The organism is Pantoea sp. USMM079, assembly GCF_037153115.1.
Classification (GTDB): Bacteria; Pseudomonadota; Gammaproteobacteria; order Enterobacterales; family Enterobacteriaceae; genus Pantoea; species Pantoea communis.
In genome coordinates, this window is sequence record NZ_JBBCKX010000006.1 from 131996 (window position 1) to 156360 (window position 24365).

Annotated in this window: 23 protein-coding genes, 1 tRNA gene and 3 pseudogenes; 16 read left to right on the forward strand and 11 right to left on the reverse strand. The window is 50.4% G+C overall.

Annotation, left to right across the window (positions count from 1 at the left end):
• Positions 1–156 precede the first annotated feature (156 nt).
• Positions 157–1707, reverse strand: coding sequence for an RNA-directed DNA polymerase (locus WFP70_RS11530; protein ID WP_337023410.1), 1551 nt, complete (start codon positions 1705–1707; stop codon positions 157–159).
• A 246-nt stretch (positions 1708–1953) separates the two neighbouring features.
• On the opposite strand from WFP70_RS11530, the pseudogene WFP70_RS11535 reads away from it, so the two are divergent.
• Positions 1954–2168, forward strand: a pseudogene (locus WFP70_RS11535) (regulator).
• A 55-nt stretch (positions 2169–2223) separates the two neighbouring features.
• A pseudogene (locus WFP70_RS11540) lies at positions 2224–2732 on the forward strand (phage regulatory CII family protein).
• A gap of 199 nt (positions 2733–2931) precedes the next feature.
• Here WFP70_RS11540 and WFP70_RS11545 read toward each other — a convergent pair.
• Positions 2932–3183 carry a hypothetical protein gene (locus tag WFP70_RS11545; protein ID WP_337023409.1) on the reverse strand — a complete coding sequence of 84 codons (252 nt, stop codon included), beginning with the start codon at positions 3181–3183 and terminating at the stop codon, positions 2932–2934.
• Between the two features lie 110 nt (positions 3184–3293).
• Here WFP70_RS11545 and WFP70_RS11550 point away from each other — a divergent pair, with 110 nt between their 5' ends.
• From WFP70_RS11550 to WFP70_RS11575, 6 genes and pseudogenes are all read left to right on the forward strand, one after another.
• Positions 3294–3419, forward strand: coding sequence for a hypothetical protein (locus tag WFP70_RS11550; RefSeq protein WP_337029537.1), 126 nt, complete (start codon positions 3294–3296; stop codon positions 3417–3419).
• Positions 3383–3720: pseudogene (locus tag WFP70_RS11555) on the forward strand (DUF5347 family protein). The gene WFP70_RS11550 and the pseudogene WFP70_RS11555 overlap by 37 nt, the downstream one beginning before the upstream one ends.
• Before the next feature lie 238 nt (positions 3721–3958).
• The gene (locus WFP70_RS11560) at positions 3959–4069 is read left to right on the forward strand and encodes a DUF2732 family protein (RefSeq protein ID WP_337023408.1); all 111 of its coding nucleotides are present in this window, start codon (positions 3959–3961) and stop codon (positions 4067–4069) included.
• A complete protein-coding gene (locus WFP70_RS11565; protein WP_442956342.1) occupies positions 4069–4236 on the forward strand; it encodes a TraR/DksA family transcriptional regulator in 168 nt (55 codons plus the stop codon). The genes WFP70_RS11560 and WFP70_RS11565 overlap by 1 nt, the downstream gene beginning before the upstream one ends.
• Before the next feature lie 480 nt (positions 4237–4716).
• A complete protein-coding gene (locus WFP70_RS11570) occupies positions 4717–5907 on the forward strand; it encodes a reverse transcriptase family protein (RefSeq protein ID WP_337023407.1) in 1191 nt (396 codons plus the stop codon).
• Positions 5897–6598, forward strand: coding sequence for a retron Ec48 family effector membrane protein (locus WFP70_RS11575; RefSeq protein WP_337023406.1), 702 nt, complete (start codon positions 5897–5899; stop codon positions 6596–6598). Before WFP70_RS11570 ends, WFP70_RS11575 begins: the two co-directional genes overlap by 11 nt.
• A 104-nt stretch (positions 6599–6702) precedes the next feature.
• On the opposite strand, the gene WFP70_RS11580 is transcribed toward WFP70_RS11575, so the two are convergent.
• From WFP70_RS11580 to WFP70_RS11590, 3 genes are all read right to left on the reverse strand, one after another.
• Positions 6703–6885 carry a hypothetical protein gene (locus tag WFP70_RS11580; protein WP_337023405.1) on the reverse strand — a complete coding sequence of 61 codons (183 nt, stop codon included), beginning with the start codon at positions 6883–6885 and terminating at the stop codon, positions 6703–6705.
• A gap of 126 nt (positions 6886–7011) precedes the next feature.
• Positions 7012–7087 (reverse strand) — tRNA-Ile (locus tag WFP70_RS11585).
• A 203-nt stretch (positions 7088–7290) separates the two neighbouring features.
• The gene (locus WFP70_RS11590; RefSeq protein WP_337023404.1) at positions 7291–8073 is read right to left on the reverse strand and encodes an SDR family NAD(P)-dependent oxidoreductase; all 783 of its coding nucleotides are present in this window, start codon (positions 8071–8073) and stop codon (positions 7291–7293) included.
• Between the two features lie 136 nt (positions 8074–8209).
• On the opposite strand from WFP70_RS11590, the gene WFP70_RS11595 reads away from it, so the two are divergent.
• The 3 genes from WFP70_RS11595 (at position 8210) to WFP70_RS11605 (ending at position 10156) form a co-directional block, all read left to right on the forward strand.
• Positions 8210–8797 carry a TetR/AcrR family transcriptional regulator gene (locus tag WFP70_RS11595; RefSeq protein WP_337023403.1) on the forward strand — a complete coding sequence of 196 codons (588 nt, stop codon included), beginning with the start codon at positions 8210–8212 and terminating at the stop codon, positions 8795–8797.
• Positions 8794–9309, forward strand: a complete 516-nt coding sequence (gene mug / locus WFP70_RS11600) for a G/U mismatch-specific DNA glycosylase (RefSeq protein WP_337023402.1) — start codon at positions 8794–8796, stop codon at positions 9307–9309. The genes WFP70_RS11595 and mug overlap by 4 nt, the downstream gene beginning before the upstream one ends.
• A gap of 88 nt (positions 9310–9397) precedes the next feature.
• Entirely contained in the window at positions 9398–10156 is a 759-nt protein-coding gene (locus tag WFP70_RS11605; RefSeq protein WP_160833694.1) for a substrate-binding domain-containing protein, read from the forward strand.
• Positions 10157–10204: 48 nt separating this feature from the next.
• On the opposite strand, the gene rpoD is transcribed toward WFP70_RS11605, so the two are convergent.
• The 3 genes from rpoD to rpsU form a co-directional block, all read right to left on the reverse strand.
• The gene (rpoD, locus tag WFP70_RS11610) at positions 10205–12049 is read right to left on the reverse strand and encodes an RNA polymerase sigma factor RpoD (protein WP_034828348.1); all 1845 of its coding nucleotides are present in this window, start codon (positions 12047–12049) and stop codon (positions 10205–10207) included.
• 364 nt (positions 12050–12413) lie between these two features.
• Complete coding sequence (gene dnaG, locus WFP70_RS11615; RefSeq protein WP_045814813.1) at positions 12414–14159, reverse strand: DNA primase; 1746 nt, start codon at positions 14157–14159, stop codon at positions 12414–12416.
• Between the two features lie 118 nt (positions 14160–14277).
• Positions 14278–14493: a 30S ribosomal protein S21 gene (rpsU, locus tag WFP70_RS11620; protein WP_001144069.1), complete on the reverse strand. Its 216-nt coding sequence runs from the start codon at positions 14491–14493 to the stop codon at positions 14278–14280.
• A gap of 278 nt (positions 14494–14771) precedes the next feature.
• Between rpsU and tsaD the strand changes: the two genes are divergently transcribed.
• Positions 14772–15785 carry a tRNA (adenosine(37)-N6)-threonylcarbamoyltransferase complex transferase subunit TsaD gene (tsaD, locus tag WFP70_RS11625; RefSeq protein WP_097118151.1) on the forward strand — a complete coding sequence of 338 codons (1014 nt, stop codon included), beginning with the start codon at positions 14772–14774 and terminating at the stop codon, positions 15783–15785.
• 30 nt (positions 15786–15815) lie between these two features.
• Here the strand turns inward: tsaD and plsY are convergent, their stop codons facing one another.
• Positions 15816–16415: a glycerol-3-phosphate 1-O-acyltransferase PlsY gene (plsY, locus tag WFP70_RS11630; RefSeq protein WP_034828352.1), complete on the reverse strand. Its 600-nt coding sequence runs from the start codon at positions 16413–16415 to the stop codon at positions 15816–15818.
• 107 nt (positions 16416–16522) lie between these two features.
• On the opposite strand from plsY, the gene folB reads away from it, so the two are divergent.
• Together folB and bacA are read left to right on the forward strand one after the other, a co-directional pair.
• A complete protein-coding gene (gene folB, locus WFP70_RS11635; protein WP_034828354.1) occupies positions 16523–16882 on the forward strand; it encodes a bifunctional dihydroneopterin aldolase/7,8-dihydroneopterin epimerase in 360 nt (119 codons plus the stop codon).
• 191 nt (positions 16883–17073) lie between these two features.
• Positions 17074–17892, forward strand: a complete 819-nt coding sequence (gene bacA / locus WFP70_RS11640; RefSeq protein ID WP_058959467.1) for an undecaprenyl-diphosphate phosphatase — start codon at positions 17074–17076, stop codon at positions 17890–17892.
• A 17-nt stretch (positions 17893–17909) separates the two neighbouring features.
• Here bacA and WFP70_RS11645 read toward each other — a convergent pair whose 3' ends face one another.
• Positions 17910–19142 (reverse strand): multifunctional CCA addition/repair protein, encoded by a 1233-nt coding sequence (locus WFP70_RS11645; protein ID WP_034828358.1) that lies wholly within the window; start codon positions 19140–19142, stop codon positions 17910–17912.
• Between the two features lie 141 nt (positions 19143–19283).
• Entirely contained in the window at positions 19284–19907 is a 624-nt protein-coding gene (locus WFP70_RS11650; RefSeq protein ID WP_034828360.1) for a TIGR04211 family SH3 domain-containing protein, read from the reverse strand.
• Between the two features lie 204 nt (positions 19908–20111).
• Here WFP70_RS11650 and WFP70_RS11655 point away from each other — a divergent pair, with 204 nt between their 5' ends.
• Positions 20112–21422: a CYTH domain-containing protein gene (locus WFP70_RS11655; RefSeq protein ID WP_337023401.1), complete on the forward strand. Its 1311-nt coding sequence runs from the start codon at positions 20112–20114 to the stop codon at positions 21420–21422.
• A gap of 31 nt (positions 21423–21453) precedes the next feature.
• Positions 21454–24312, forward strand: coding sequence for a bifunctional [glutamate--ammonia ligase]-adenylyl-L-tyrosine phosphorylase/[glutamate--ammonia-ligase] adenylyltransferase (gene glnE / locus WFP70_RS11660; RefSeq protein WP_337023400.1), 2859 nt, complete (start codon positions 21454–21456; stop codon positions 24310–24312).
• Positions 24313–24365 lie beyond the last annotated feature (53 nt).

The following is a 24365-nucleotide window of genomic DNA, read 5'->3' on the forward strand; positions in this document are numbered from 1 at the left end:
TGCGCTCTGCTGCCACTTTGCTGCTAATTCGTAATGAAGAAGTCACTTGTATCATCACGCTTTATATGAAAAAGAGGTAAGCCATACCTTTGTGTCATTTTGGGGCAGTTAAATTAAGCAAGAGGATGTCATGTTTATCTTAATGATATTATAAATTCACTCATCTTCATCATCTAAATCTTCATCATCTGATTCGTAATCATAAGGGTATAGAACTACCTCATCTTCAGGTATTACTGCCTCACATTCTGCAAGCTTATTGGCATCAAAAAAATTCGTTGCCATTACTGAGTTTTTAAAATTTCTATCAGTAATCCACTCTGAATTCCATATTTCTTTGTGAGGTTTTCTATATGCTCCAGAAACAATTGAACAAAGTGGTTCATCGTAAGTTATGCTTTTTCTAATATGATAAGAAATACGTTGCAACCAGATATCTAGGATGCCTGTACCTAATATTGCAGAGAATTTATCCTTGACTTTCTCAAGCAAATATGTCTTTTCATCATTATCTTCGACAAACTTAAGGGTGTTACTCAAGACTAATGCGCAAGAAGCAAATGTCCTTGGGTTATTAAGCATCATGTCAGCAATGATACTAACAATTGGACGCACATCTTCGTTTAATTTATTCATTCTTTCTAAGCGCTTATTAATCTTTGAAAGATACTTATCTAATTGTCCAGAGTTCTTGTGTTTTCTAGAGAAAATGGTGAGTTTCAATAGAGTCTTTTGAATTGTTGTCGCGTAAACATTTTTTCCGAATTGCATCAAGGCATCTTTTTTATCTGGTTTCATCGAATTGAATATTACATCTTCTGAAAGAGATGTTTTAGACGCATTTAAATGCAAACCTAATCCTTGAAGGATGACAGTTAGATGTCTTGCTAATGCCTCAGCATCTTCCTTGCTATTGGTGAAAACTCTGTAGTCATCACGGTATCGGATAATATGGTAGTCAGTAATATCTTCTTCTTTTAGTTTTTCTCCCAATAATTCATCTGCATAACCAAGAACTATCTCAGCGATAAAGTCCATAGGCGCAGAACCTTGTGGTATGCCGTTTGTTTGCCCCCAACGCATTTGGCGTAAAGCATGATCTATTTTATTGCCAAGATTATCATTTACACCTCTTACCTCCTTGGATTCTTCTTTGGTATGAATTGCCCAAGGTATAGAGTGTGTATAAATTGAAGGGTAAAAATTAGCTATATCTGTAGTGAAAAGATATTTAAATTCAAGAGCTTTATTGATTGACCCTTGCTCGACATCGCGCCACCAACCATTAACGGTTTCGGCAATGTCAGAAACATCAGTGTCATCCGACTCTCTAGGTAAACTCGCACATACTATCTTTTTGTTTTTTCGAAATTCACTAAACCTTTCTACCAACAGATTCCACTCATCTTCCTCAGTTATTTTATGAACGAGGTGAACGTAAATAGCTGGGTGGATTAACTCAAGTGGTCGCCAAGAATAACGACCATCTTTGTTTGTTTGTAATGTATAGTTAACATTTTCAAAATCGCATGCTTTACGGTAACCAATATCACTAATACCATTCTGCTTTTGGTCAAGTGCATCGCTTACAGCTTGGAGTAGGGGTTCAAAATTAAAATAAACAGGAAGAGGGAAACTGCAGTAACAATGATGTTTTAGAAAGTACGCCCTAGCATCGTTTGCTGCCATATCAGTTATTAATGTCATGGTTGTAATCTCAATGATCTAGATAAAGTATTTTAATAGTATCTAATGTATAATTTTTATATGCGATTTAGAGGGGTGAGCAACATCGCCTCAGACAAATGATCCGATGTAAAGTGGGTGCTTTACGACTCGTAAAATCTTTCGTTGACCTTTCCAATTTGTGTTCCAAATATTCACACGTTGTGTCAAGACGTGTTTAATAGTGATGAATAGAGTTGGCTAGAACTCAACAGAGGATAGTGCATCATGTCCCGTAAAATTTCAATGCGCCCCTCAATCAATCTCGTGATCTCCTAACCCTACATTACCTAAATAAATTCTGTCGCCGCACGGGTTACAAGGAAGGCACTGTTCGCCAGATGTATCGCGAAAATCGTTTGCCCATCAGAAATAAATAATTGCTTAACGGGCTTACCGAAATCAACATTGTTGCTCTCATTATTGAAGCCGCAGCCGGCTAGGAAATCACAATGCAGGCTTGATGCATCCATATTCGAATATCAAAAGGGATTTATCATATTTGATTTCAGCGTTTCCATACATAGTCATTTTGATGAAGCGTGCCGCGCGCTTTCTGCAAAGCACAGCATTACCTAGTTTGTTAAAAAGGCGGGTTTAAGTCCGCAAACCATCAGTAACAAGCTAAACCCGGAACAGGTTTACCAGCTCACGATCCGCGAGATGTTAATCCTTACCGACTCCACAGAAGACTCAACGCTGGGCAGTGGCATGTTGGCCCAGCTGCGATGCCTGCCGTGCGTGCCGGTCAATGAAGTGGCGCAAGAGAGATTGCCTGCTTATGTGTGAAAGCAACTGCTGAAGTTGGGCAATTAGCCGCTGGCGTTGTTAGCTAGGAAAGATTTTCATCGGCATGTCCTCGCAACTTGTTTGAGAACGTCAACGCTGGTATTCGCTGCTTAACGCTGGGCGCAATTGCTGTTAAAGCTCGTGTGCAGTCAAGTCCTGCGCTTGCTGGTCCAGCGGAAATTCTAAGTGGAATCGGCGTAAATATAGGAATGGAATGAAGTGATGATAGCTAAGGAATTGATTTATCAATTCACATTGCAAGGGCGGCAGGCTGAAGTAAAAAGCTCTGATGTTGCTGTATGCTTCTCATCAATTACGGGGGATGGGAGCTATTTTTTCATTGAACGATGGGACTCGTTTTCGCGGTGAATAAGTCAAAGAAGTGATACAGAAAAAAATATCACTTCTAATCAAAAGTTAGCTTTTATATGTATTGGCCCATTTTTCCACCGCTGTCATTAGAATGTGCTGTATATCTGAGCCGGGAGGGAGTCCATTCAGCTTTTCACGTATAGCTGAATAGAAATGAGAGTGATCGTTATTATCTTCTGTAAAAAAAGAGTTAAGTAGACCAGAAATAACCAAATGTTGAACTTTTACTTCAGAGCGAAGCTTTCTTAACTCCATTTCTATAAGTTCAAAGCGTTCAATTTCTTTTTCGTTAAGCATTCGTCCCTCAATTATCAGTAAACAAGTGGATACAGATTATGCAGGTTTTTGTGAGGCTTTTGAAACATCAATCAACACCACAGTAAATCAAGGCTTTAGGGCATGGCTGGATTTTTACTAAAAATGCTAGGTGCTGGCATCCGGCACACTCTCTAGCAGAACTGCTGGCAGGTTTAACCGGTAACATGAGAAAATCAACATGGCTTACAAAGCTGAAAGTATCACAGTTCAAATGAGCGCAGGGCAACTCGTTAATGCGCTTAATCATATTGCAGCGCTTCGCACTATGATTTACGGCGACTGCGGTAACGAGTTAAAGCGCTTCATCAGTGATATGCTTAATAAACGTGATGCGCAGTATGAACAAAATAGCCGCACGATGAGAGCATTATTCTTTCTGGCGAACATTGATAAAGAACGTCACAACGTTGAAACAATGAATTGACGAGTGACAAAATTATCGCGCTGATAGGTGCAATGAATCACTTTCGCGTAGTCGCGAGTTTATTTCCAAAGAAGCTGACACTTCTAAATTAATTAACCTGAAAGAATGGCGTAAACCCGCCGTGCATTCTTTGGCCAAAAATTCTGGAGAAACGTAAATGCGAAATATTGAAACCCGTAATTTTTAAGCCGATGCAGCCTCATTGAACTCGATGCTGAGTAAAGTCAAAAGCCAAAAGTCAAAAGTCAAAAGCCAAAAGCCAAAAGCCAAAAGCCAAAAGCGAACAGCGAACAGCGATCAGACGATGCACTGGTCGATTCTGTTCGCCTGGTGGCTTTGGCGCTTCACGCAAGAAATAAAGGAATGTCATCTACGGAAATCATTGAGCTGTTGGATAAAGAATCTGTTCGCTTTGAGAACCAAGCGCAGGAGCTGCGCTAATGGCTGATCTAATGGATCTGGTTCAGAAGCGTGTGCAGGAAGAACTGGCGCGTAATCTGGCAACCGCTATTCACCGACCTAACGGCGCGAGCGAGTTTTTCTATCTGTCATGCGGCGAAGAGATTCCAGAAGCGCGCCGCCGTACATTACCAGGCATTGAACTGTGAGTAACCTCTAAAGAGGTCAGCGAGCTAAAAAGCTTGCACTGCAAAGGAGCTGTGCTTTGATAGTCCTAATTGGTGATAGCTATGCAGTGCGTGCGCTGAATACCAATTACGTTAAGCGGGCAGGCGTGGCGGGGGTGCAAGCGCGCGGCCCAATGAACAATTGATATGTTGTGAATATTTTTCTTGAAATGTATAGAAATGTTCTGCTAAATATACCCAGCGCTTGTGTTTCACAAGCATGTGACAGTCAACATACAAAAATTTGCCAGGTTTGCTTTCTTAACTGAGAGCGTCCAAATTTGGACCTATCCACAAGGCCCCACCATCGCCGACTACGATGGTGCCGTAGCCGACGACATTACGTACGGTCGAAAAGATTCATTGGCTGCTACTGGCAAATGTTGATGTAAGCATCTTTGAGTCCCACCCTTGAGCATGGGCAGACCGTACGTAACTTTGTATGCCTTGAAGGTTATTTAAATGGATTTATTAAAGCCTAGAAGTTCTTCCGGTGCTCCAATTGATACTCTTCAATTATTATCTAAAACTCTTTCAATTCCAGAAAAAGATTTATTATTAATTGCATCATTGTCGTCGGATGAAAAATACAGACTGATAAAAATTCCGAAAGGTGATGGTTCTTTTAGACGCGTTTACTCTCTGCATCCCAAAATGCGGTTTGTTCAAGGAAGGATTAATACAAGAATATTTAAGGAATTAACTCTATTTCCAGATTATCTCTTTGGATCAGTGCCGGATAAAAACGATCCAACGGAATTAGATATTAAAAGAGATTATATATCCTGTGCATCTTTACATTGTGGTGCAAAGACATTATTAAAAGTAGATATTAAAGACTTCTTTGATAATATTCACCAAGATTTGGTTGTTGATATTTTTAAGGATATTTTTAAAATAGAGGGGGAGGCACTTGAATACATCAGCAATATATGTTGTAAAGATGGATTTGTAGTTCAAGGCGCTCTTACTTCGAGCTATCTGGCAACGTTATGCTTGTATAAAAAAGAGCATGACGTAGTTAAAAGAGCTAGAAGAAAAAGCTTGGTCTATACAAGATTAGTCGATGACATAACAGTTTCAACAAAAGTTTCAAACTATGATTTCTCACAAATAAAATCTCACATTGAATCCATGCTTGCAGAGCATGATTTGCCAATAAATAATAACAAAACAAAAATTTATTACAGTTCCTCCCAGCCATTAAAGGTGCACGGTCTAAGAGTTGATTTTAATACGCCTAGGTTACCATCAGATGAAGTAAGAAGGATTAAAGCTTCAGTTCATAACATCAGTGAGCTATCAAAAAAGAATAATACAAAAACCAGCGTCGCTTATCGAAAAGAATATAATAGATGTATGGGGCGTGTTCATAAACTCAAGCGTGTCGGCCATGAAAAGTACTCCGTTTTCATTAAAAAATTAAAAGATATTAAACCGCTACCGTCACATAGAGATGTTAAGATTGCCGTTTCTGCTGTCGAAAGCTTAGAGTTATCGTTTAGTAAAGGTAATAATAATAAAAATTGGTATGAAAGAAAATATGATTTGGCTATCTATAAACTAATTATATTGGGGAGAGCTGATGCCTTCTCGAAATTAGTTTCTGACTTAAGGAAAAGATTGAAAGGTATAAAGCCACATGGAAGATAAAGTCAATTTTCTTAAAAAAATTATAATTATGTTATGTTGTGTTTTTTTTGTTGTACTCTCGATAGTCATAATAAGCACTATTTCTGATCAAAAACTTTATAATAGAGATTTATGTTTCTCAAGCCAGTGTATTGCTACATTTTCAAAAGAAATCGAAGGGATAACGTCACTAATACAAGGCTTTGGTTGGGTTTTGATTACATTTGTCACTATTTATGGAGTTATAATTGCTCTAAGAACTTATTATGCTGGCGTCCAAAATAACAATAATACGAACCATACAACTCACTTGACAATGTTTAGGGATTTTGCGAATAGCGAGCTAGCTAAAAGAAATTCAATATCGCCTGATAAAGTTAATATCTACAAATGGTATAGTATTATGTTTCCTGATTCCAGGAATGGAGTGTTCATAGCATCTGACGGTTATGTAAAAATGATCAGTGAAGTAAGAGATGTGATTAATCAGGCTAATAGCCATATTACTGAGGTTAATAAGGATTACAAATATAAAGTTCACCAGAGAAACTTGATTTTGACTTTCTCGAAGTTTGGTATTATTTTGAGTAATGGACCAAAAAATACTTTCGTCGAAGTTGAAAGTCAGTTGTTTGAATTTGTAGATGTAATGAATAATTCATTTTCAACTATAAGAATTGAGCTATCGAAAGTCGATAGGAAGTATATTTAACTAGTTTTATGTTCGATGTGGGCGTTAATGTGATATGAGATAAATCGCTGAATTTGAGCGCTTGTAATTACTTCAGTGTTGAATTTTTACGGACATTAGCTTGATCAGGCGCGAATAAATCCCATTTTTAGTGGTGTTTTGGAAATTACGTGATTGATCACCATCTCTTCCCCATTAAATTCTTTATAGCAATTATTTACTGCGCAATCTGAGAAGTGCATTGTCTTATCATTCGGTTCAATGGCACGTAAGTTTAAATCAAAAAGGGCATCATGGCCGTTTTGCATGGTTCATGCGACTGTAAGAGATTATGAATATAGTGCCTGCTGCCACTTTGCTGCCAACTACGAGCCTTAATAACAAAAAAGCCACCCTGAAATGTGGCTTAATCGCATGATTTTCATAGCAAAATTTGGTGGCCCCTGCTGGGTTTGAACCAGCGACCAAGCGATTATGAGTCGCCTGCTCTAACCACTGAGCTAAGGGGCCAGCGGAGCGGGGATTATAAAGTATCTCGGAGGGGTGATCCAGCGTTCGCCAATCGGTTGGTGAAAATTAGAACAATCTCTGACTCCTTGATCTCCAAGCAAAAATCCCTTCCCACCCCCTAAGATCGCTCAATCAGCCCACAACCTCAGCAGGTTTTTGAGACAAGGCTATCCTTCCACCTCATCTCAATCACCACTCAGATCTCACAAATAACGCGAAGCCGGCTTATTCAACGAGATATACGGCAGGATGGCGAAGCGCGCGCTCTCCATGTTCTGCCACAAGCCCAGATCTTCCACCGAGGGTATGGTGATCAGCTCGCCGCTATCCAGCCCGTGCAGCGCCGCTGCGACTAAATCCTCAACCTCCATCACGCTTTCTGGCGGCAGGTCATCAACCGATTTCCCTGAACGCTCGAAGATCTCGGTACGGGTTAAGCCCGGCAATACCGCCTGAATACGCACGCCGCTCTCCGCCAGCTCACGCTGCATATTGCGCGTCAGTGAGAGCACAAAGGCTTTGCTGGCGTTGTATGCGCCATTCGCCATTTCATTCACCAGCGCCAGCACTGAAGCGATATTCACAATCGTTCCCGTACCACGGCGGCGGAATACTTGCGCGGCTGCATGTGCCAGCTGCGTCAGAGCCACAATGTTTAACGTCAGCATGGTTTGTATTTGCGAGATATCACCCGCGACGAACTCGCCTTCAACTGCCATCCCGGCATTGTTCACCAGCATCGTAATCCGCTCGTTGTCTGCAAGGGTTTGCGCCACGCGTTGCAAATCTTCAGTACGCGTCAGATCGGCGGCCAGCACACTCACTTCCACGCCGTGCGCGTCACGCAGCGACTGCGCCAGCTGGTTAAGACGTGATTCATCACGTGCCACCAGAATCAAATTGCTGCCGCGTGCGGCCAGCTGTTTCGCGTAAGTTGCACCAATGCCGCTGGATGCACCGGTAATCAAAGCCAGTTGCTGTGTCATGGTCGGTTCCTGTAAATGATGGTTGTCATATCTGATGAAACTTAATATGACGATCATCATATTTTTCGTCAAGCTGGAATATGATGATCGTAATAATTACACTGATTGCCATTAACGATGAGCAGGATGGTGAGAGATGGAAAAGCTGAGCCACAAGGCGCGCACGCGGCAGCGCATACTTGATGAGGCAGCAGTGGTGATGCGCGAATGCGGCACTGAAGGCATTGGCGTGGCGGCGCTGATGAAGCGCGCGGGCTTAACTCACGGCGGCTTCTACGCCCACTTTGAATCACGGGAAGCGCTGGTTGAAGCAGTGATTGCCGAGATGTTTGCCGATTCGGCACAGCGCTTTGCCGCCATCACCCAACTCGAAGATCCAGCCGAGCGATTGGCCCAACTGATCGACAACTATCTTTCTGAGCATCATCGCAACACGCCGGGAGAAGGCTGCCCGATGCCTGCCCTGGTGAGTGAGATTGCCCATCTGCCGATTGAAACACGCACTCTGTTCTCGCAACGTCGTGATGCGGTGCGGCAACGGCTGGCGCAGGCACTCAATGAAATGCACCATCCTCAGGCTGATGATGTCGCCGCCAGTATGCTGGCCGAAATGGTCGGTGCGGTGGCGCTGGCGCGCGCCTGTCCGGATGATGAGGAAGCGCGCAATATGCTGGCGGTTAGCCGTCGCTCGGTGAAACAGCGCGCAGGATTGGAGAGCGCATGAGCGATCACGATATTCAGGACATCATTGCACCGGATTTGCAGGTGCTGTTTTGCGGCATCAATCCGGGCAAGTCATCGGCGCACACCGGCTTCCACTTTGCTCATCCAGGGAATCGCTTCTGGAAGGTGATCCATCAGGCCGGTTTTACCCGCGAATTGCTGAAGCCCGAACAGGAGCAGCGGCTGCTGGAAACCGGTTGTGGCATCACCATGCTGGTTGAGCGTCCCACCATTCAGGCCAATGAACTGGCGGGTGAAGAGTTAAGGGATGGCGGGGCACGATTGCAGGATAAGATCTTACGCTATCAGCCGCGTGCACTGGCGGTGCTGGGCAAGGATGCGTTCCAGAAAGCGTTCCGACAGCGCAAAGTGGAGTGGGGCGAGCAGCCGCAAACCTTGGGCGAAACGAGCCTGTGGGTGCTGCCCAATCCCAGCGGGTTGAACCGCGCGACAATAGAGGAGATGGCGGCAACTTATCGCCAACTTCATGATTGGTTACAGAATATCGCGTGAGCGTGCTCCGCTTAACGCGGCCCTAAAGTTGTTCAATTTGCGTTTTCTGACTAAACCCAAATCTTTATGGCAAATAAAGAGAGGGAAGATGAAACGCACAATCGCGTTAGCGGCGCTGCTGGTGATGGCGCAACAGACGGCACAGGCAGAGACGCTGAAAGTATTTAGCTCCGGTGGCATGTATCCGGTGATTGAGAGCCTGAAGCAGGATTATCAGCAGCAAACCGGCAATACCCTGCAGCTGGAAGCGGCGCCATCGATGGGCGATACGCCACAGGCGATCCCTAATCGTCTGAAACGTCAGGATAATGCCGATGTGCTGGTGATGGTCGATTACGCCATCAAACCGCTGGAGCAGGCCAAATTTGTGGATAGCAGCAGCCATCAGGTGCTGGCGCACTCTTATATCGCGATGGCGGTGAAGCAGGGCATGACGCCGCCGGATATCAGCACGGTAGCGAAATTCAAACAGGTCCTCACGGAAGCCTCCAGCATCGCGATATCAGACAGTGCCAGCGGCAAATATATTCAAGGCAAGATGCTGAGCAAGCTGGAGTTGGGGCCGAAGACCGCCAGCAAAGTGTCTGTGATCCCTGCCACACCAGTGGGTGAAGCGGTGGCACAAGGGAAAGCGGAGCTGGGCTTCCAGCAGAACAGTGAGCTGCAGGCGGTGAAGGGGATTACCATTGTCGGGCTGATTCCGCCAGCGGTGCAGCAGGACACGCTGTACGGCGCGGTGATTACGCGTAGCACTCAGCAGAAGCAGGCAGCGGCGCAGTTTGTGAAGTATCTGCAGAGCGATAACGCGCGCAAAATGATGCAGGAAAAAGGGCTGACGCCGTTTTGAAGGCAATAAAAAACCCCGGCAAGCCGGGGTTTTTCGTCTTAACGAGGATTAATCGTCAAGGAAGCTACGCAGCACTTCGGAGCGGCTTGGGTGACGCAGCTTACGCAGCGCCTTGGCTTCGATCTGACGAATACGCTCACGGGTAACGTCAAACTGTTTGCCAACCTCTTCCAGCGTGTGGTCGGTGTTCATATCGATACCGAAACGCATACGCAGGACTTTCGCTTCACGCGCAGTCAGACCCGCCAGCACGTCGTGGGTGGCTGAACGCAGGCTTTCTGAGGTAGCAGAATCCAGCGGCAGCTCCAGCGTGGTGTCTTCGATAAAATCGCCCAGATGTGAATCTTCATCATCACCAATCGGCGTCTCCATAGAGATCGGCTCTTTAGCAATTTTCAGCACCTTACGAATCTTATCTTCTGGCATCAGCATACGCTCAGCCAGCTCTTCCGGCGTTGGCTCACGGCCCATCTCTTGCAGCATCTGGCGCGAAATACGGTTGAGCTTGTTGATGGTCTCAATCATATGCACCGGAATACGGATGGTACGTGCCTGGTCGGCGATAGAACGGGTGATAGCCTGACGAATCCACCAGGTCGCATAAGTTGAGAACTTATAACCACGACGGTATTCAAACTTATCAACCGCTTTCATCAGGCCGATGTTACCTTCCTGAATCAGATCGAGGAACTGCAGACCACGGTTGGTGTATTTCTTCGCGATAGAAATAACCAGACGCAAGTTCGCTTCAACCATCTCTTTCTTCGCACGACGCGCTTTGGCTTCGCCGATTGACATGCGACGGTTGATGTCTTTAACCTGCTCGATGGTCAGGCCGGTCTCTTCTTCAATCTGCTGCAATTTCTGCAGTGAACGGGTCACATCATCTTCGACTTCAAGCAGTTTCTCTGACCAGGGTTTATTCATGGCCAGCGCCGCTTTGAACCAGCTTGGGCTGGTTTCGTTGCCGGTGAACAGGGTGATGAAGTTCTTCTTCGGCATTTTGCAGATTTCAATACACAGCTTCATGATCAGGCGCTCTTGCGTACGCACGCGCTCCATCATGACGCGCATACTGTTCACCAGGTAGTCGAATTGCTTCGGTACCAGGCGGAACTGTTTGAACACTTCAGACAGGTTATTGATTTCTGCAACGGCATCAGCGTGGCTGCGGCCTTTGGCTTTGATCACGGTACGGGTGGTTTCGTACTGGGTGCGCAGATCGTTGAACTTCTCGCGCGCCAGTTCTGGATCGATGGAGTTATCATCGTCAGAGCTGTCGTCGTCGCCATCTTCGTCTTCTTCATCGTCGTCGTTACGGTCTTCTTCAGACAGTTCAGAACCCACGTGAGTGGCAGTTGGCGCGATATCTTCTTCCGCGTTCGGGTCAACAAAGCCGGTGATCAGGTCAGACAGGCGAGATTCGCCCGCTTCCACACGATCGTACTGATCGAGCAGATAGGTGATGGCTTCCGGGTATTCGGCAACTGAGCACTGAACCTGGTTGATACCGTCTTCGATACGCTTAGCGATGTCGATTTCGCCTTCGCGCGTCAGCAGCTCAACGGTACCCATTTCGCGCATATACATACGCACAGGGTCAGTAGTACGGCCAATTTCAGATTCAACGCTAGAGAGTACCTGCGCGGCAGCTTCTGCGGCATCTTCGTCAGTATCAGTACTGTTCTCATTCAGCATCAGATCATCGGCATCAGGTGCTTCTTCAACAACCTGAATACCCATGTCGTTAATCATCTGGATGATGTCTTCGATCTGATCGGAGTCGACGATATCTTCCGGCAGATGGTCATTGACCTCAGCATAGGTCAGATAGCCCTGCTCCTTACCACGGGTGACAAGCAGCTTAAGCTGTGACTGCGGGTTTTGCTCCATAAGACGGTATCCACACTTCTGTTAATTAGATTGGTGTCGGTCGGCAGCGAGCCAACTATAACAGTGAAGGCGTTGTTCTTTTGCCGCTGCCTTCAACGCGGCCAGGGTATCGACCCTTCATATATCGGCACTTAAGCCGCTTGAGTTCTTTCTTGGCGGGCCTGGCTTACTCGCCATTTTCGTCCCCGGCAGTGCTCACAATCCTCACGTACTTCAGTACGCTCCGGTTGCTGCGCGCTGGCGGTAACGAAATTGGCTTCGACGCCGACGGCCCTCGTACGGTGCGCTTAAAAAAGCGAAAACCGTACACCCAAGTCAGAATGTGTGCTTTCACAGCCTTCACAGTTCTGACCCGGTAAAAATCTTATTTTTTCGCTAATGCCTGGCTTAAGGCCCAGAACTCGCGGCGTTCGGCGGCGCTCAGGCCTTCGGTACGGTCGCGTGCGATAAGCGCTTCAAGGCGCTGTTCAAGGGCTGAGTCGTAAAGACTCGCCAGTGAATCCTGGAACACGGCTTCTGCTTCTTCATCCACTATCATGTGGTTCCAGGTGGCCAGCGTTTCAAGGGGCTGGCTAAATTCTGTCCCGCGATATAACTCTAGTAGCTGTCCGGTCGTCAGGCCAGGATTCTCCGTACAACGACTGACTAACTCCACAAACAGCGGCAAACCCGCCATTTTTGACTGCTCAAGCCCGTCCAGCGTAGGAACGATGGCGGCAAATTGCGGATTCTGCACCAATAACGCAATCAACACGCGCATGGTGGTGCGCTTCAACGGGGGAGCCGTTGGCGCAGTGCCGCTTTCTGCCTGCTTTGGCATCAGCTTGTCTAACTGGTTATCGTCCAGAATGCCGAGTTTATTACCCAGATTCTGACGCATATAAATGCGTAAAGTTTCACCGGGGATCTGGCTAATCAACGGCAGCGCCAGCGTTGCCAGCTTGGTTTTACCGTCACGCGTGCTCAGATCGACCTGCGGCATCAGGCTGTCGAATAAAAACGTGGAGAGCGGTAAAGCCTGCTCCATCCGCGCTTCAAACGCCTCTTTGCCTTCTTTACGCACCAGCGTGTCCGGGTCCTCGCCATCTGGCAAAAACATAAAGCGTAGCTGACGACCGTCATTCATGTAAGGCAATGCGGTTTCCAGTGCACGCCATGCGGCTTCGCGCCCCGCGCGGTCACCGTCGTAACAGCAAATCACCGTGTCGGTAGAGCGGAACAGCAGCTGAATGTGCTCAGCGGTGGTCGAGGTGCCCAGCGAGGCAACGGCATAATCAATGCCAAATTGCGCCAGCGCCACCACGTCCATATAGCCTTCTACAACCAGTAAACGCGCTGGCTGCGGATGATTCTTTTGCGCTTCATACAGGCCATATAGCTGACGGCCTTTATGGAAAATCGGTGTTTCCGGCGAGTTAAGGTACTTCGGCGTATCATTGCCCAGTACACGTCCACCAAAGCCAATGACGCGCCCACGCTTATCGCGAATCGGGAACATCACGCGATCGCGGAAACGATCATAAGTGCGGCCGGAATCGTTACTGACCAGCATGCCCGCTTCCATCAAGGATTCGCGGTCCTCTTTCTGCTGACCAAAACGTTTCAGCACGTTATCCCAGCCTGCTGGCGCATAACCAATCGCGAAGTGATCGATCACTTGCTGGCTGAGGCCGCGTGTGGCGAGATAATTTTGTGCAGATGTCGCTTGCGGGTTACGCAGGCTTTGCTGATAGAAACCGTCGAGGCCTTCCAGCAGCTGATACAGACTTTGACGCTGATGACGTTCCATCGGGCTGGGGCCGTTGCCCGCTTCATACGGCACTTCTAAGCCGTGTTGCGTGGCCAGCTCCTCAACGCTTTCAACGAAATCCAGACGATCGTGATTCATCAGGAAGTCGATGGCGTTACCTTTGGCGCCACAGCCGAAGCAGTAATAAAACTGCTTCTCACCGCTTACGGTGAAAGAGGGGGTTTTCTCGTTATGAAAAGGACAGCACGCGTGATAGTTCTTACCCTGCTTTTTCAGCTTAACGCGGGCATCGATAAGATCCACGATATCCGTGCGGGCAAGTAAGTCATTGATAAATACGCGTGGAATTCGTCCAGCCATAAGCCCCGGTTTTTCAGCTCATAAACGGCAACAAGCCGCGCTTCCTTTCGGAAAGCACGGCCTCTTACTTGACTCTGTCTGCGTTTAACACGCGGCGGAAGCGAACTTCCGAAAGAAATTAGTACAGACGAGTGCGGCGTGCGTTTTCGCGAGCCAGTTTCTTGGCGTGACGCTTAACAGCAGACGCTTTAGCGCGCTTACGCTCAGTCGTTGGTTTTTCATAAAACTCACGACGACGAACTTCCGCCAGAACACCTGCTTTCTCGCAAGAACGCTTGAAGCGACGCAGTGCTACGTCGAAAGGCTCGTTTTCACGTACTTTAATTACCGGCATGTAACTCTTACCTCGATAAATTCGGTTTTGCTGCTGACTGCGGCGCCAGCACTTTTAAAATGGTGCAGCATTTTACTCCAGCCGTAGCCGAGTTGTAAAGCACCATGAACAATTTAGAACCAACAGAGACATATGCCATCGCGGCTGCCGGTTTTTTCAGGCCGTGGAGTATAGCGCACTCTTTGTGCGACAGAAAAACACTTTTTCCTGGCAAAGTCGTCCAGCGTGTGATTCGCCTGTGCTACACTGCGCGCCGCAAGAAGAGGGTGATGAAAGCTATGCGAGTTCTGGGTATTGAAACGTCCTGCGATGAAACCGGCATCGCGATTTATGACGATGCGTCCGGTCTGTTGGCGAATCAATTATATAGCCAGGTCAAACTGCACGCCGATTACGGTGGCGTAGTGCCCGAACTGGCCTCACGTGACCATGTGCGTAAAACCGTTCCGCTGATTCAGGCTGCGCTGAAAGAAGCCGGATTAGCCGCAAAAGACATTGATGCCGTGGCCTATACCGCCGGTCCAGGTTTGGTTGGTGCGCTATTAGTCGGGGCGACTGTCGGCCGTGCACTGGCGTTTGCGTGGAATGTGCCTGCGGTGCCTGTGCATCATATGGAAGGCCATCTGCTGGCGCCGATGCTGGAAGACAATCCACCGGAATTCCCGTTTGTGGCATTGCTGGTTTCGGGTGGTCACACGCAGTTGATCAGCGTCACGGGTATTGGTGAATACACTTTGCTGGGTGAATCGATTGACGATGCGGCTGGCGAAGCTTTCGATAAAACCGCCAAACTGCTCGGTCTGGATTATCCAGGCGGACCGATGCTGTCACGCATGGCGCAGCAGGGCACGCCGGGTCGCTTCAAATTCCCGCGCCCGATGACCGATCGCCCAGGGCTGGATTTCAGCTTCTCGGGTCTGAAAACCTTCGCCGCCAACACCATTCGTGAACATAACGGAGATGAGCAGGCGCGTGCCGATATCGCTCGTGCGTTTGAGGATGCTGTGGTGGATACGCTGATGATCAAGTGCAAACGCGCGCTGGAGCAGACCGGCTTTAAACGCCTGGTGATTGCCGGTGGTGTCAGCGCCAATCGTACGCTGCGTGAGCGTATGGCCGAGATGATGCAAAAGCGCGGTGGCGAGGTGTTTTATGCACGCCCGGAGTTCTGTACTGATAACGGCGCGATGATTGCCTACGCTGGCATGGTGCGGCTGAAAGGCGGCACACGCGGTGGATTGGGCGTCAGTGTCCGGCCACGTTGGCCACTGGCCGAATTGCCCGCCATCTAAAACGAAAAAACCGGCATCGCGCCGGTTTTTTTATTTCTTCTTTTTCCGCTTCCAGATCTTATTTTCCTGCCCGCGCCACAGGCGCTGGATGTTGTCGTGATGACGCAACAGAATCAAACAGGAGAGCATCGAAACCGGGAAGGTAAACTGCGGTTTGAACCACCACACGTAGAACGGGGCAATCAGCGCACTGACAATCGCACCCAGCGAGGAGTAGCCGCTCAGCAGCACCGTCAGCAGCCAGGTGCCGGTCATCAATCCCGTCAAATCCCAGCCAATGGGCGCGATCGCACCGAATGCGGTTGCCACGCCTTTACCACCACGAAAACGGAAAAACACCGGATAGATATGGCCGAGACAGGCGGCAATCGCGGTTAAGCCGAGATACATCGGCGTGACGTGCAGCAGATAGGCGATCCACACCGGAATCATCCCTTTTGCCACATCGAAGATCAGTACCGCAGCCGCAGCGGCTTTGCCACCAATGCGCAACACGTTGGTCGCACCTGGGTTACCGGAGCCGGCGGTACGCGGATCGGGTAAACGCGCGAGTTTACAAACCAGGATCGCACTGGAAATCGAGCCGCAAAGATACGCGAAAATAATCATACCAAGCGCGATAGCACTCATAGCCTCATACCGTTCCTTTTGGGTCGTTTTGTTCTCGATAAGCGTGGATAATACGCATAATCCGCCGGAAGTGGTATCCGGCTTAGCCAAAAACAGAGACTGACATCATGGATATCGTATTTATAGAACAACTCACCGTGTTCACCACCATTGGCGTTTACGACTGGGAACAGGGCATGCAGCAGAAGCTGGTGCTCGATGTCGAAATGGCGTGGGACAACCGTCGTGCTGCGGTGAGTGACGATGTGAACGACTGTCTCAGCTACGCCGATGTCACCGAGGTTATCCTCAATCATCTGCAGGGCCAGCGCTTTGCCCTGGTCGAACGCGTGGCGGAAGAAATTGCCGATCTGTTGATGAATCGTTTCAAAACGCCCGGTGTGCGCATCAAGGTCGGGAAACCTGGCGCGGTGGCCCAGGCAGCGACCGTTGGCGTGCGTATCGAGCGCGGGACTATTCCTAAATAAATCATCCGTGATTGCCATCACAATGAAACCAAACCAAATTATGGTGTGTCTCACTTGAGGCCGTTGCGCTAACGGACGCGAAGTTGCCGATTTTCTTAAGGTTTCCTTCAGCGTGGCGCAGGCATAATTTTAGGCGGTAGCACCTTGCGACCGCCTTTTTACTGTTTAAAACGGATAGAGGAAAAATTTTGATGGCAGATATTCACCAGCTTTGGGTTGCTGCAATCCTGGGGGTTGTGGAAGGCCTCACGGAATTCCTGCCGGTCTCTTCTACGGGCCATATGATCATCGTTGGCCATCTGTTGGGCTTCGAGGGCGATAAAGCTGAAACCTTTGAAGTCGTCATTCAGCTGGGTTCAATTTTAGCGGTAGTGGTGATGTTCTGGCGTCGCCTGTTCGGACTGATTGGTATTCACTTCGGTAAAGAGCCGCATGAAGGCACTGGAACCGGGAAACTGACCCTGATTCACATTTTGTTAGGTATGGTTCCGGCGGTGGTGATTGGCTTGCTGCTGCACGATCAAATCAAAAGCCTGTTTAATCCGATTAACGTGATGTACGCACTGGTCGTCGGCGGCGTGTTGCTGTTGGTGGCTGAGTACTTCAAACCTAAACAGCCTAAAGCGGTAGGTATCGATGATATCACTTACCGCCAGGCGTTTATGATTGGTTGCTTCCAGTGTCTGGCGCTGTGGCCGGGCTTCTCGCGCTCGGGTGCCACCATTTCTGGCGGTATGCTGATGGGCGTGAGCCGTTATGCTGCATCAGAGTTCTCATTCATCCTTGCGGTGCCGATGATGATTGGTGCCACCGGATTGGATCTCTACAAGAGCATGGGCTTCCTGACCATGCAGGATTTCCCAATGTTTGCCGTCGGCTTCGTGACCGCCTTTATCGTGGCTCTGCTGGCGATCAAAGTGTTCCTGGAACTGATTAAGCGTATTTCGTTTGTTTCGTTCGCTATCTATCGCTTTATCGTGGCGGCGGCGGTTTACGCCATCTTCATGTAAGCGCGGCGTGCGGCCGGTTATGCTGGCCGCACGTTGATCAACCCATCCTGCACTGCCATCACCCGACGACGCGTCAACTCTTCCCGCACGGCTGGTCCTTTAAAACCTGCTGCAACCACATCCTTCGTTGGCACCGCCTGAGCCAGCGCAAACGCCTGACGCAGATAATCGCCTTGTGGATAGGCCATGCTTTCCATTCCGGTGCGACCACGCGCATCGGCTTCGCTGGTCAGTGCCATCTTCTCTACGCGATCGGGCTTGCGCCATGCATCAATGCGATCGAACAGGGCAACCAGTGATTCCGCTGACTGGCGTTCAATGGTGTGGACGATATCGTGGAATTCCGTGACCACCAGTGCCAGATCGCGCACCTGATTGGGCACGCGCAGCCGCTGGCACAGTGCTTCAACAATCGGCACGCCGGCTAAACCGTGACCATGATGGCTCGGCCATTTTTCCGGCGGCGTCAGCGCCTTACCGACATCGTGGAACAGCGTGGCGAAGCGCACGTCCAATTCCTCTGACAGCGCGGCAGACATCGTCAGCGTCATTAACGCGTGCACGCCGGTATCAATTTCGGGATGCCATTTGATCGGCGCCGGAATGCCGTACAGGTTATCTAGCTCCGGGAACAGCACCTGCAATGCGCCGCAGTCACGCAATACCTGAAAATAGACCTGCGGATTGCGGGTCAGCAGTGCCTTCTCGGTCTCTTTCCACACGCGTTCGGCCGTGAGGTCAGCTAACTCGCCGCTCTCCGCCATCTCACGCATTAAGGCCTGCGTTTCATCCGCGACACGGAAATTGAGGTGGGCAAAACGGGCAGCGAAACGCGCCACGCGCAGCACGCGCAGTGGATCTTCGTTAAAAGCGGATGAGACATGGCGCAGGGTGCGTTTCGCCAAATCCTGCTGTCCGCGATAAGGGTCGATTAAGCTGCCGTCGTCGGCCTGCGCAATGGCATTGATGGTGAGATCACGGCGCTGCAAATCCTGCTCCAGCGTCACGTCTGGAGCGAATTGTGTGACAAAACCGGTGTAGCCTTTGCCATTTTTGCGTTCGGTACGCGCCAGTGCATACTCTTCACGACTGCGTGGGTGCAAAAAAACCGGAAAATCCCGCCCCACCTGCTGATAACCTTGTGCCAGCATCGCTTCAGGTGTGGCACCGACCACCACCCAATCTCTATCTTTTACCGGCAAACGCAGTAAGGCATCACGCACCGCGCCACCGACCAGAAACGTCTTCACTCAACCACTCCAGAGGCAATGTATTCTGCGCGCCGTGCACGCATGTTGCGTTATTGTTGCATACTTTGGCTAAATATCGGGCACGCCAAAAGGGGCATCTTACGATCCCCTTGAAGAAAAGAACAAATCGGCGTGGCGGTTTTAGTTCATCCAGCGATCGTTTTTCTTGCGGCGCGGCACCATGTGCGGCAGCACCAAACCAAGCAGCAAGCCAACACCTAACACGCCGCCGCCATACATAAACCACTGCATGATGATGGTGCGCTGTTTGTCATCCAACTGGACGTTCGCGGCGCTGACTTTCTTCTGCGCGACAATCAGCTCATTTTTCAGCTTTTGATTTTCCGCTTTCAGGCCGTCAATGGTGCCGTCGCTGTTCGCCACTTTACTCTGCATTTCAGAAGTACGCTGATTCCAGCTGTTGTCGATATTCGCCAGCTTAGCGGTGAGATCTTTGACCTGTTGCTCCAGCTGCGGCACGCGAGTGCGCAGGCTCGGTTCGGCACTCAACTGGGACAGTGGGATCCAGTTGGTTTTCCCTTCGGCATCACGAATCTGGCCATATTGGGAATCGTTGTTGACCTGCAACAGGGTGACTTCCTCTCCGGCATTCAGCTTGCCAATCAGGCGATATTGATCGCCCGGGCCGCTGCGTACCCAAGTAGATAATTCATCGGAGATATAACGCTTTTCGTCAGCAGCATGAACGGGGGCGATGGCGCTAAATGCCAGCAAAGAAAGGGCAGCAAGTGTGATTTTTTTCATTCGATGTCGTTTTTTCTTAATGGCGTAAAATTACCGGCACAGTCTGGAGACGCTTCTCAAAAATCTGAATGAGAACTATCCTGGTCTCAATCTGGTGCGAAAAGGGTCGTAAAAGCACAAGAAAGCGGAGACAGCGGGCTTCCGGTGCATTACTCTTCGCCAGATTAAACTCGTAAGTGCCAGCAGCGTATTGAATAAAAAATTATGACCATCGAAATCGAATTAAAGTTCATTGCCACACCACAAGCCGCCGAAAAACTCGGTGAAACCCTTGCCGCGTGGCCACATCAGCACTTCGCCGCACGCGAGCTGACCAACATCTATTTTGAGACCGATGACAATCAGCTACGTCGTTGGGATATGGGCCTGCGCATCCGCGGTGTCGATCAGCGTTATGAGATGACGCTGAAGGCCGCCGGAAAAACCGTGGGCGGCCTGCATCAGCGCCCGGAATATAACGTCGACCTCACTGAGCCAACGCTGGATATCGCCCAGCTTCCTGCTGAAATCTGGCCGGAAGGCACCGATGTCGCTGCCTTACAGCAGCGCCTGCAACCACTGTTCAGCACCCATTTCCAGCGTGAAGCCTGGCTGGTGCAGTTTGGTGAGAGCGAAATTGAAGTGGCGTTTGATCGTGGGGCCGTTGCCTCAGGTGAATTGAGCGAGCCGCTGTACGAAGTGGAGCTGGAGCTGAAAAGCGGCCAGCGCGCCGACATGCTGAAGTTCGCTGAAGCCTTGATCACCGCAGGCGGCCTGCGCCTGGGCAGCTTGAGCAAAGCCGCGCGCGGTTATCTGCTGGCTCAGGGCAATCCTGCCCGTCCGCTGCGTGCATTAGCGCTACAAAAAATCGGCGCTAAAGCCACGGTAGAGCAGGGCATGATCAACGCGATGACCGCCGGTCTTAACCAGTGGCAGTACCATGAAGAAGTGTGGCTGCGTGGAAATGCCGATGCCAAAAAAGCGGTGATGGATGCGCTGGAAACCCTGCGACAGGCGTTCTCGCTATTTGGTGCGCTGGTGCCGCGCAAGGCGAGCAGCGATCTGCGTCAGAAGCTGACGCGTCTCGATGAGCTGTTAGCAGATGCAGAAATTGATGCGGAAACCGCCTGTTTTTCTACGGTCTCTGTTGATGCCCAGTTAGCACTTACTCACTGGCTGGTGGAGTCACAATGGCAGAACTGGCTGGATGATAAGAGCAAAACCAAGCTGCAGGGGTCGTTCAAACGCTTCAGCGACATCATGCTCAGCCGTATTGCTGCCGATCTGCGTGAGACCTTTGTCGACGTGCAGCTGTTTAACGAATTTCAGGACAAATCCACGCGCCTGAATCGCCAGCTTTTAGCGGTGCATCTGCTGGCAGGGGCTTATCCAGCGGAAGAGGTGAATGTCTGGCTGGCAGGCTGGCAGGAGCTGCAGCATGCGATTCGCATCCAGCAGGAGCGCGGGTTGATTCAACTGGTTAATCTGGCCATTCGGCCATCGCCGTTCTGGCTGAATAGCGGAGTGAAACGCTAAGTCGGACGCACAATCGAATCAGGGAGGGAAGATGTTGTTACCGTTACCGGCGCTGATGCAGGCGCAGTTAGCTATCGTGGCCGAGCGCCTGAATATGCCGCCTTCCGCCTTTACGGCAGAGCAGGCGGGCGCGCTGACCTTTAGTGACTTTATCGTTGATAACCTGCAGCAGCATCCGGAGTGGTGGCAACAGCTCCAGCAGCAACCGCCTCTACCAGATGAGTGGCAACACTACAGTGCCTGGCTAAATCAGGCGCTGGCGGGCGTGGAAAATGAAACTTCCCTGATGCGCGAACTGCGCCTGTTCCGCCGCCATATGCTGGTGCGCATAGCGTGGATGCAGGCGCTACAACACGCCAACACTGAACAGAGCCTGACGCAACTCAGCACGCTGGCGGAGATCCTCATCGCTGCCGCTCGTGACTGGGTGTGGCAGGATTGCAGCCGCGATTTCGGCACGCCGTGCAATGAAGCCGGTGAAGCGCAGCCCATGCTGATCCTTGGCATGGGCAAACTGGGCGGCGGCGAACTCAACTTCTCTTCCGATATCGACCTGATCTTTGCCTGGCCGGAAAACGGCGTGACGCAAGGTGGCCGTCGCGAACTCGATAACGCTCAATTCTTTACCCGCATGGGTCAGCGCCTGATCAAAGTGCTGGATCAGCCTACCGTGGATGGTTTCGTCTATCGCGTGGATATGCGTCTGCGCCCGTTTGGTGACAGCGGTCCGCTGGTGCTGAGCTTTGCTGCGCTGGAAGACTATTATCAGGAGCAGGGCCGCGACTGGGAGCGTTACGCGATGGTCAAAGCGCGCCTGATGGGCGACGACCAGGGCCACTGGAGCCAGGAACTGCAGCAGATGCTGCGTCCGTTCGTCTATCGTCGCTACATCGATTTCAGTGTGATTCAGTCGCTGCGTAACATGAAAGGCATGATTGCCCGTGAAGTACGGCGTCGTGGCCTGAAAGACAACATCAAACTCGGGGCGGGCGGCATTCGCGAAACCGAATTTATCGTGCAGGTGTTCCAGCTCATTCGTGGTGGACGTGAGCGCTCACTTCAGCTTCGTTCCCTGCTGCCAACGCTGCAGGCCATCGGTGAACTGGCTTTGCTGAGCACGGCGCAGGTGGAACATTTGCGTGAGGCCTATCTGTTCCTGCGTCGTCTGGAAAATCTGCTGCAAAGCATCAACGATGAGCAGACGCAAACGCTGCCGGAAAACCCACTCGATCGTCAGCGTTTAGCCTGGGCGATGGGCGCGGCGGACTGGGATGCGCTGATGGCGCAGCTTGAACAGCAGATGGCAGGTGTGCGCAGTATCTTTGATGAACTGATTGGTGATGATGCGCCAGACGTTGACGATCAACCGCAGCTGGCTGAATTCGCAGGCCTGTGGCAGGACACGCTGGAGGAGAGCGATCTCATTCCTGCTGTGCCGCAGCTGAACGAAGCGCAACGTCATGCGCTGTACGAATCGCTCAACAGTTTCCGCCAGGATGTCAGTCGTCGCACCATCGGCCCGCGTGGGCGTTTAGCGCTTGATCAACTGATGCCGCGTCTGCTGAGTGAGGTTTGTCCGCGCGAAGACGCCGATGTGGTACTGGGGCGCCTGACACCGCTGCTGCTCGGTGTGTTGACGCGCAGCACCTATCTGGAGCTGCTGACGGAATATCACGGCGCACTGCGCCATCTGATTCGCCTGTGTGCCGCCTCGCCAATGGTCGCCAGCCAGCTGGCACGTTATCCGCTGTTGCTGGATGAACTGCTCGATCCCGCCACGCTGTACCAGGCGACTGCCACCGATGCGTATCGCGATGAATTGCGCCAGTATCTGCTGCGCATTCCTACCGATGATGAAGAACAGCAGCTGGAAGCGCTGCGACAGTTCAAGCAGGCGCAGCATCTGCGCATTGCCGCTGCCGATATCGCTGAAACGCTGCCGGTGATGAAAGTGAGTGATCACTTAACCTGGCTGGCGGAAGCCATTATCGAATCGGTGGTGCAGCAAGCGTGGCAAATGATGGTGCAGCGCTATGGTCGTCCTTCGCACCTCACCAGCGACAGCGAGCGTGGTTTTGCCGTGGTCGGCTACGGCAAACTGGGTGGCTGGGAGTTGGGTTACAGCTCCGATCTGGATTTGGTGTTCCTGCACGACTGCCCGGACGATGCGGAAACTGATGGCGAACGCGTGATTGATGGCCGCCAGTTTTACCTGCGGCTGGCGCAGCGCGTGATGCATCTGTTCAGCACGCGCACCTCCTCAGGCATCTTGTATGAAGTCGATGCGCGGCTGCGTCCGTCTGGCGCGGCGGGCATGCTGGTGAGTACCTTTGCCGCCTTCGATGATTATCAGCGTAATGAAGCCTGGACCTGGGAACATCAGGCGCTGGTGCGTGCGCGTATTGTGTTTGGTGAGACGGCGCTCTGCGATCGCTTTAATGAAATTCGTCGCGGCATTCTTTGCCTGCCGCGTGAGCGTCCTGCACTGCAAAAAGAGGTGCGTGAGATGCGCGAGAAAATGCGTGCCCACCTCAGCAACAAACACAAAGGACGCTGGGAGATCAAAACTGATGAAGGCGGCATCACCGATATTGAATTCATCGCGCAATATCTTGTCTTAGGCTACGCGGCAGAGCAGCCTGCATTGACGCGCTGGTCAGACAATGTGCGTATTTTTGAGTTGATGGCGCGTCAGGAGATCATGGATGCAGAAGAAGCGCAGGCGCTGACTCACGCGTACGTCACGCTGCGTGATGCATTGCACCATCTCGCATTGCAGGAGCTGCCGGGGCACGTCGCACCGGAATCTTTTGCTACTGAGCGGGCTGCCGTGCATCGCAGTTGGCAACGCTGGCTGGCTGCCACCGAATCTGATAGCGCGGAAGCGTAAAATAACGCTTCGCCCTTAGTGACCCGGCCTACAGGAAGGCGCGCAGCCCACGC

What these genes read in the sequence shown, in the direction of transcription:
- WFP70_RS11575 (WP_337023406.1), top strand. Translation starts at nt 5,897, where the DNA reads ATGGAAGATAAAGTCAATTTTCTTAAAAAAATTATAATTATGTTATGT.
- glnE (WP_337023400.1), top strand. Translation starts at nt 21,454, where the DNA reads ATGTTGTTACCGTTACCGGCGCTGATGCAGGCGCAGTTAGCTATCGTG.
- WFP70_RS11650 (WP_034828360.1), bottom strand. Translation starts at nt 19,907, where the DNA reads ATGAAAAAAATCACACTTGCTGCCCTTTCTTTGCTGGCATTTAGCGCC.
- WFP70_RS11655 (WP_337023401.1), top strand. Translation starts at nt 20,112, where the DNA reads ATGACCATCGAAATCGAATTAAAGTTCATTGCCACACCACAAGCCGCC.
- WFP70_RS11565 (WP_442956342.1), top strand. Translation starts at nt 4,069, where the DNA reads ATGGCTGATCTAATGGATCTGGTTCAGAAGCGTGTGCAGGAAGAACTG.
- bacA (WP_058959467.1), top strand. Translation starts at nt 17,074, where the DNA reads ATGGCAGATATTCACCAGCTTTGGGTTGCTGCAATCCTGGGGGTTGTG.
- WFP70_RS11580 (WP_337023405.1), bottom strand. Translation starts at nt 6,885, where the DNA reads ATGCAAAACGGCCATGATGCCCTTTTTGATTTAAACTTACGTGCCATT.
- tsaD (WP_097118151.1), top strand. Translation starts at nt 14,772, where the DNA reads ATGCGAGTTCTGGGTATTGAAACGTCCTGCGATGAAACCGGCATCGCG.
- WFP70_RS11595 (WP_337023403.1), top strand. Translation starts at nt 8,210, where the DNA reads ATGGAAAAGCTGAGCCACAAGGCGCGCACGCGGCAGCGCATACTTGAT.
- rpsU (WP_001144069.1), bottom strand. Translation starts at nt 14,493, where the DNA reads ATGCCGGTAATTAAAGTACGTGAAAACGAGCCTTTCGACGTAGCACTG.
- WFP70_RS11545 (WP_337023409.1), bottom strand. Translation starts at nt 3,183, where the DNA reads ATGCTTAACGAAAAAGAAATTGAACGCTTTGAACTTATAGAAATGGAG.
- WFP70_RS11605 (WP_160833694.1), top strand. Translation starts at nt 9,398, where the DNA reads ATGAAACGCACAATCGCGTTAGCGGCGCTGCTGGTGATGGCGCAACAG.
- rpoD (WP_034828348.1), bottom strand. Translation starts at nt 12,049, where the DNA reads ATGGAGCAAAACCCGCAGTCACAGCTTAAGCTGCTTGTCACCCGTGGT.
- WFP70_RS11570 (WP_337023407.1), top strand. Translation starts at nt 4,717, where the DNA reads ATGGATTTATTAAAGCCTAGAAGTTCTTCCGGTGCTCCAATTGATACT.
- WFP70_RS11530 (WP_337023410.1), bottom strand. Translation starts at nt 1,707, where the DNA reads ATGACATTAATAACTGATATGGCAGCAAACGATGCTAGGGCGTACTTT.
- plsY (WP_034828352.1), bottom strand. Translation starts at nt 16,415, where the DNA reads ATGAGTGCTATCGCGCTTGGTATGATTATTTTCGCGTATCTTTGCGGC.
- dnaG (WP_045814813.1), bottom strand. Translation starts at nt 14,159, where the DNA reads ATGGCTGGACGAATTCCACGCGTATTTATCAATGACTTACTTGCCCGC.
- mug (WP_337023402.1), top strand. Translation starts at nt 8,794, where the DNA reads ATGAGCGATCACGATATTCAGGACATCATTGCACCGGATTTGCAGGTG.
- folB (WP_034828354.1), top strand. Translation starts at nt 16,523, where the DNA reads ATGGATATCGTATTTATAGAACAACTCACCGTGTTCACCACCATTGGC.
- WFP70_RS11590 (WP_337023404.1), bottom strand. Translation starts at nt 8,073, where the DNA reads ATGACACAGCAACTGGCTTTGATTACCGGTGCATCCAGCGGCATTGGT.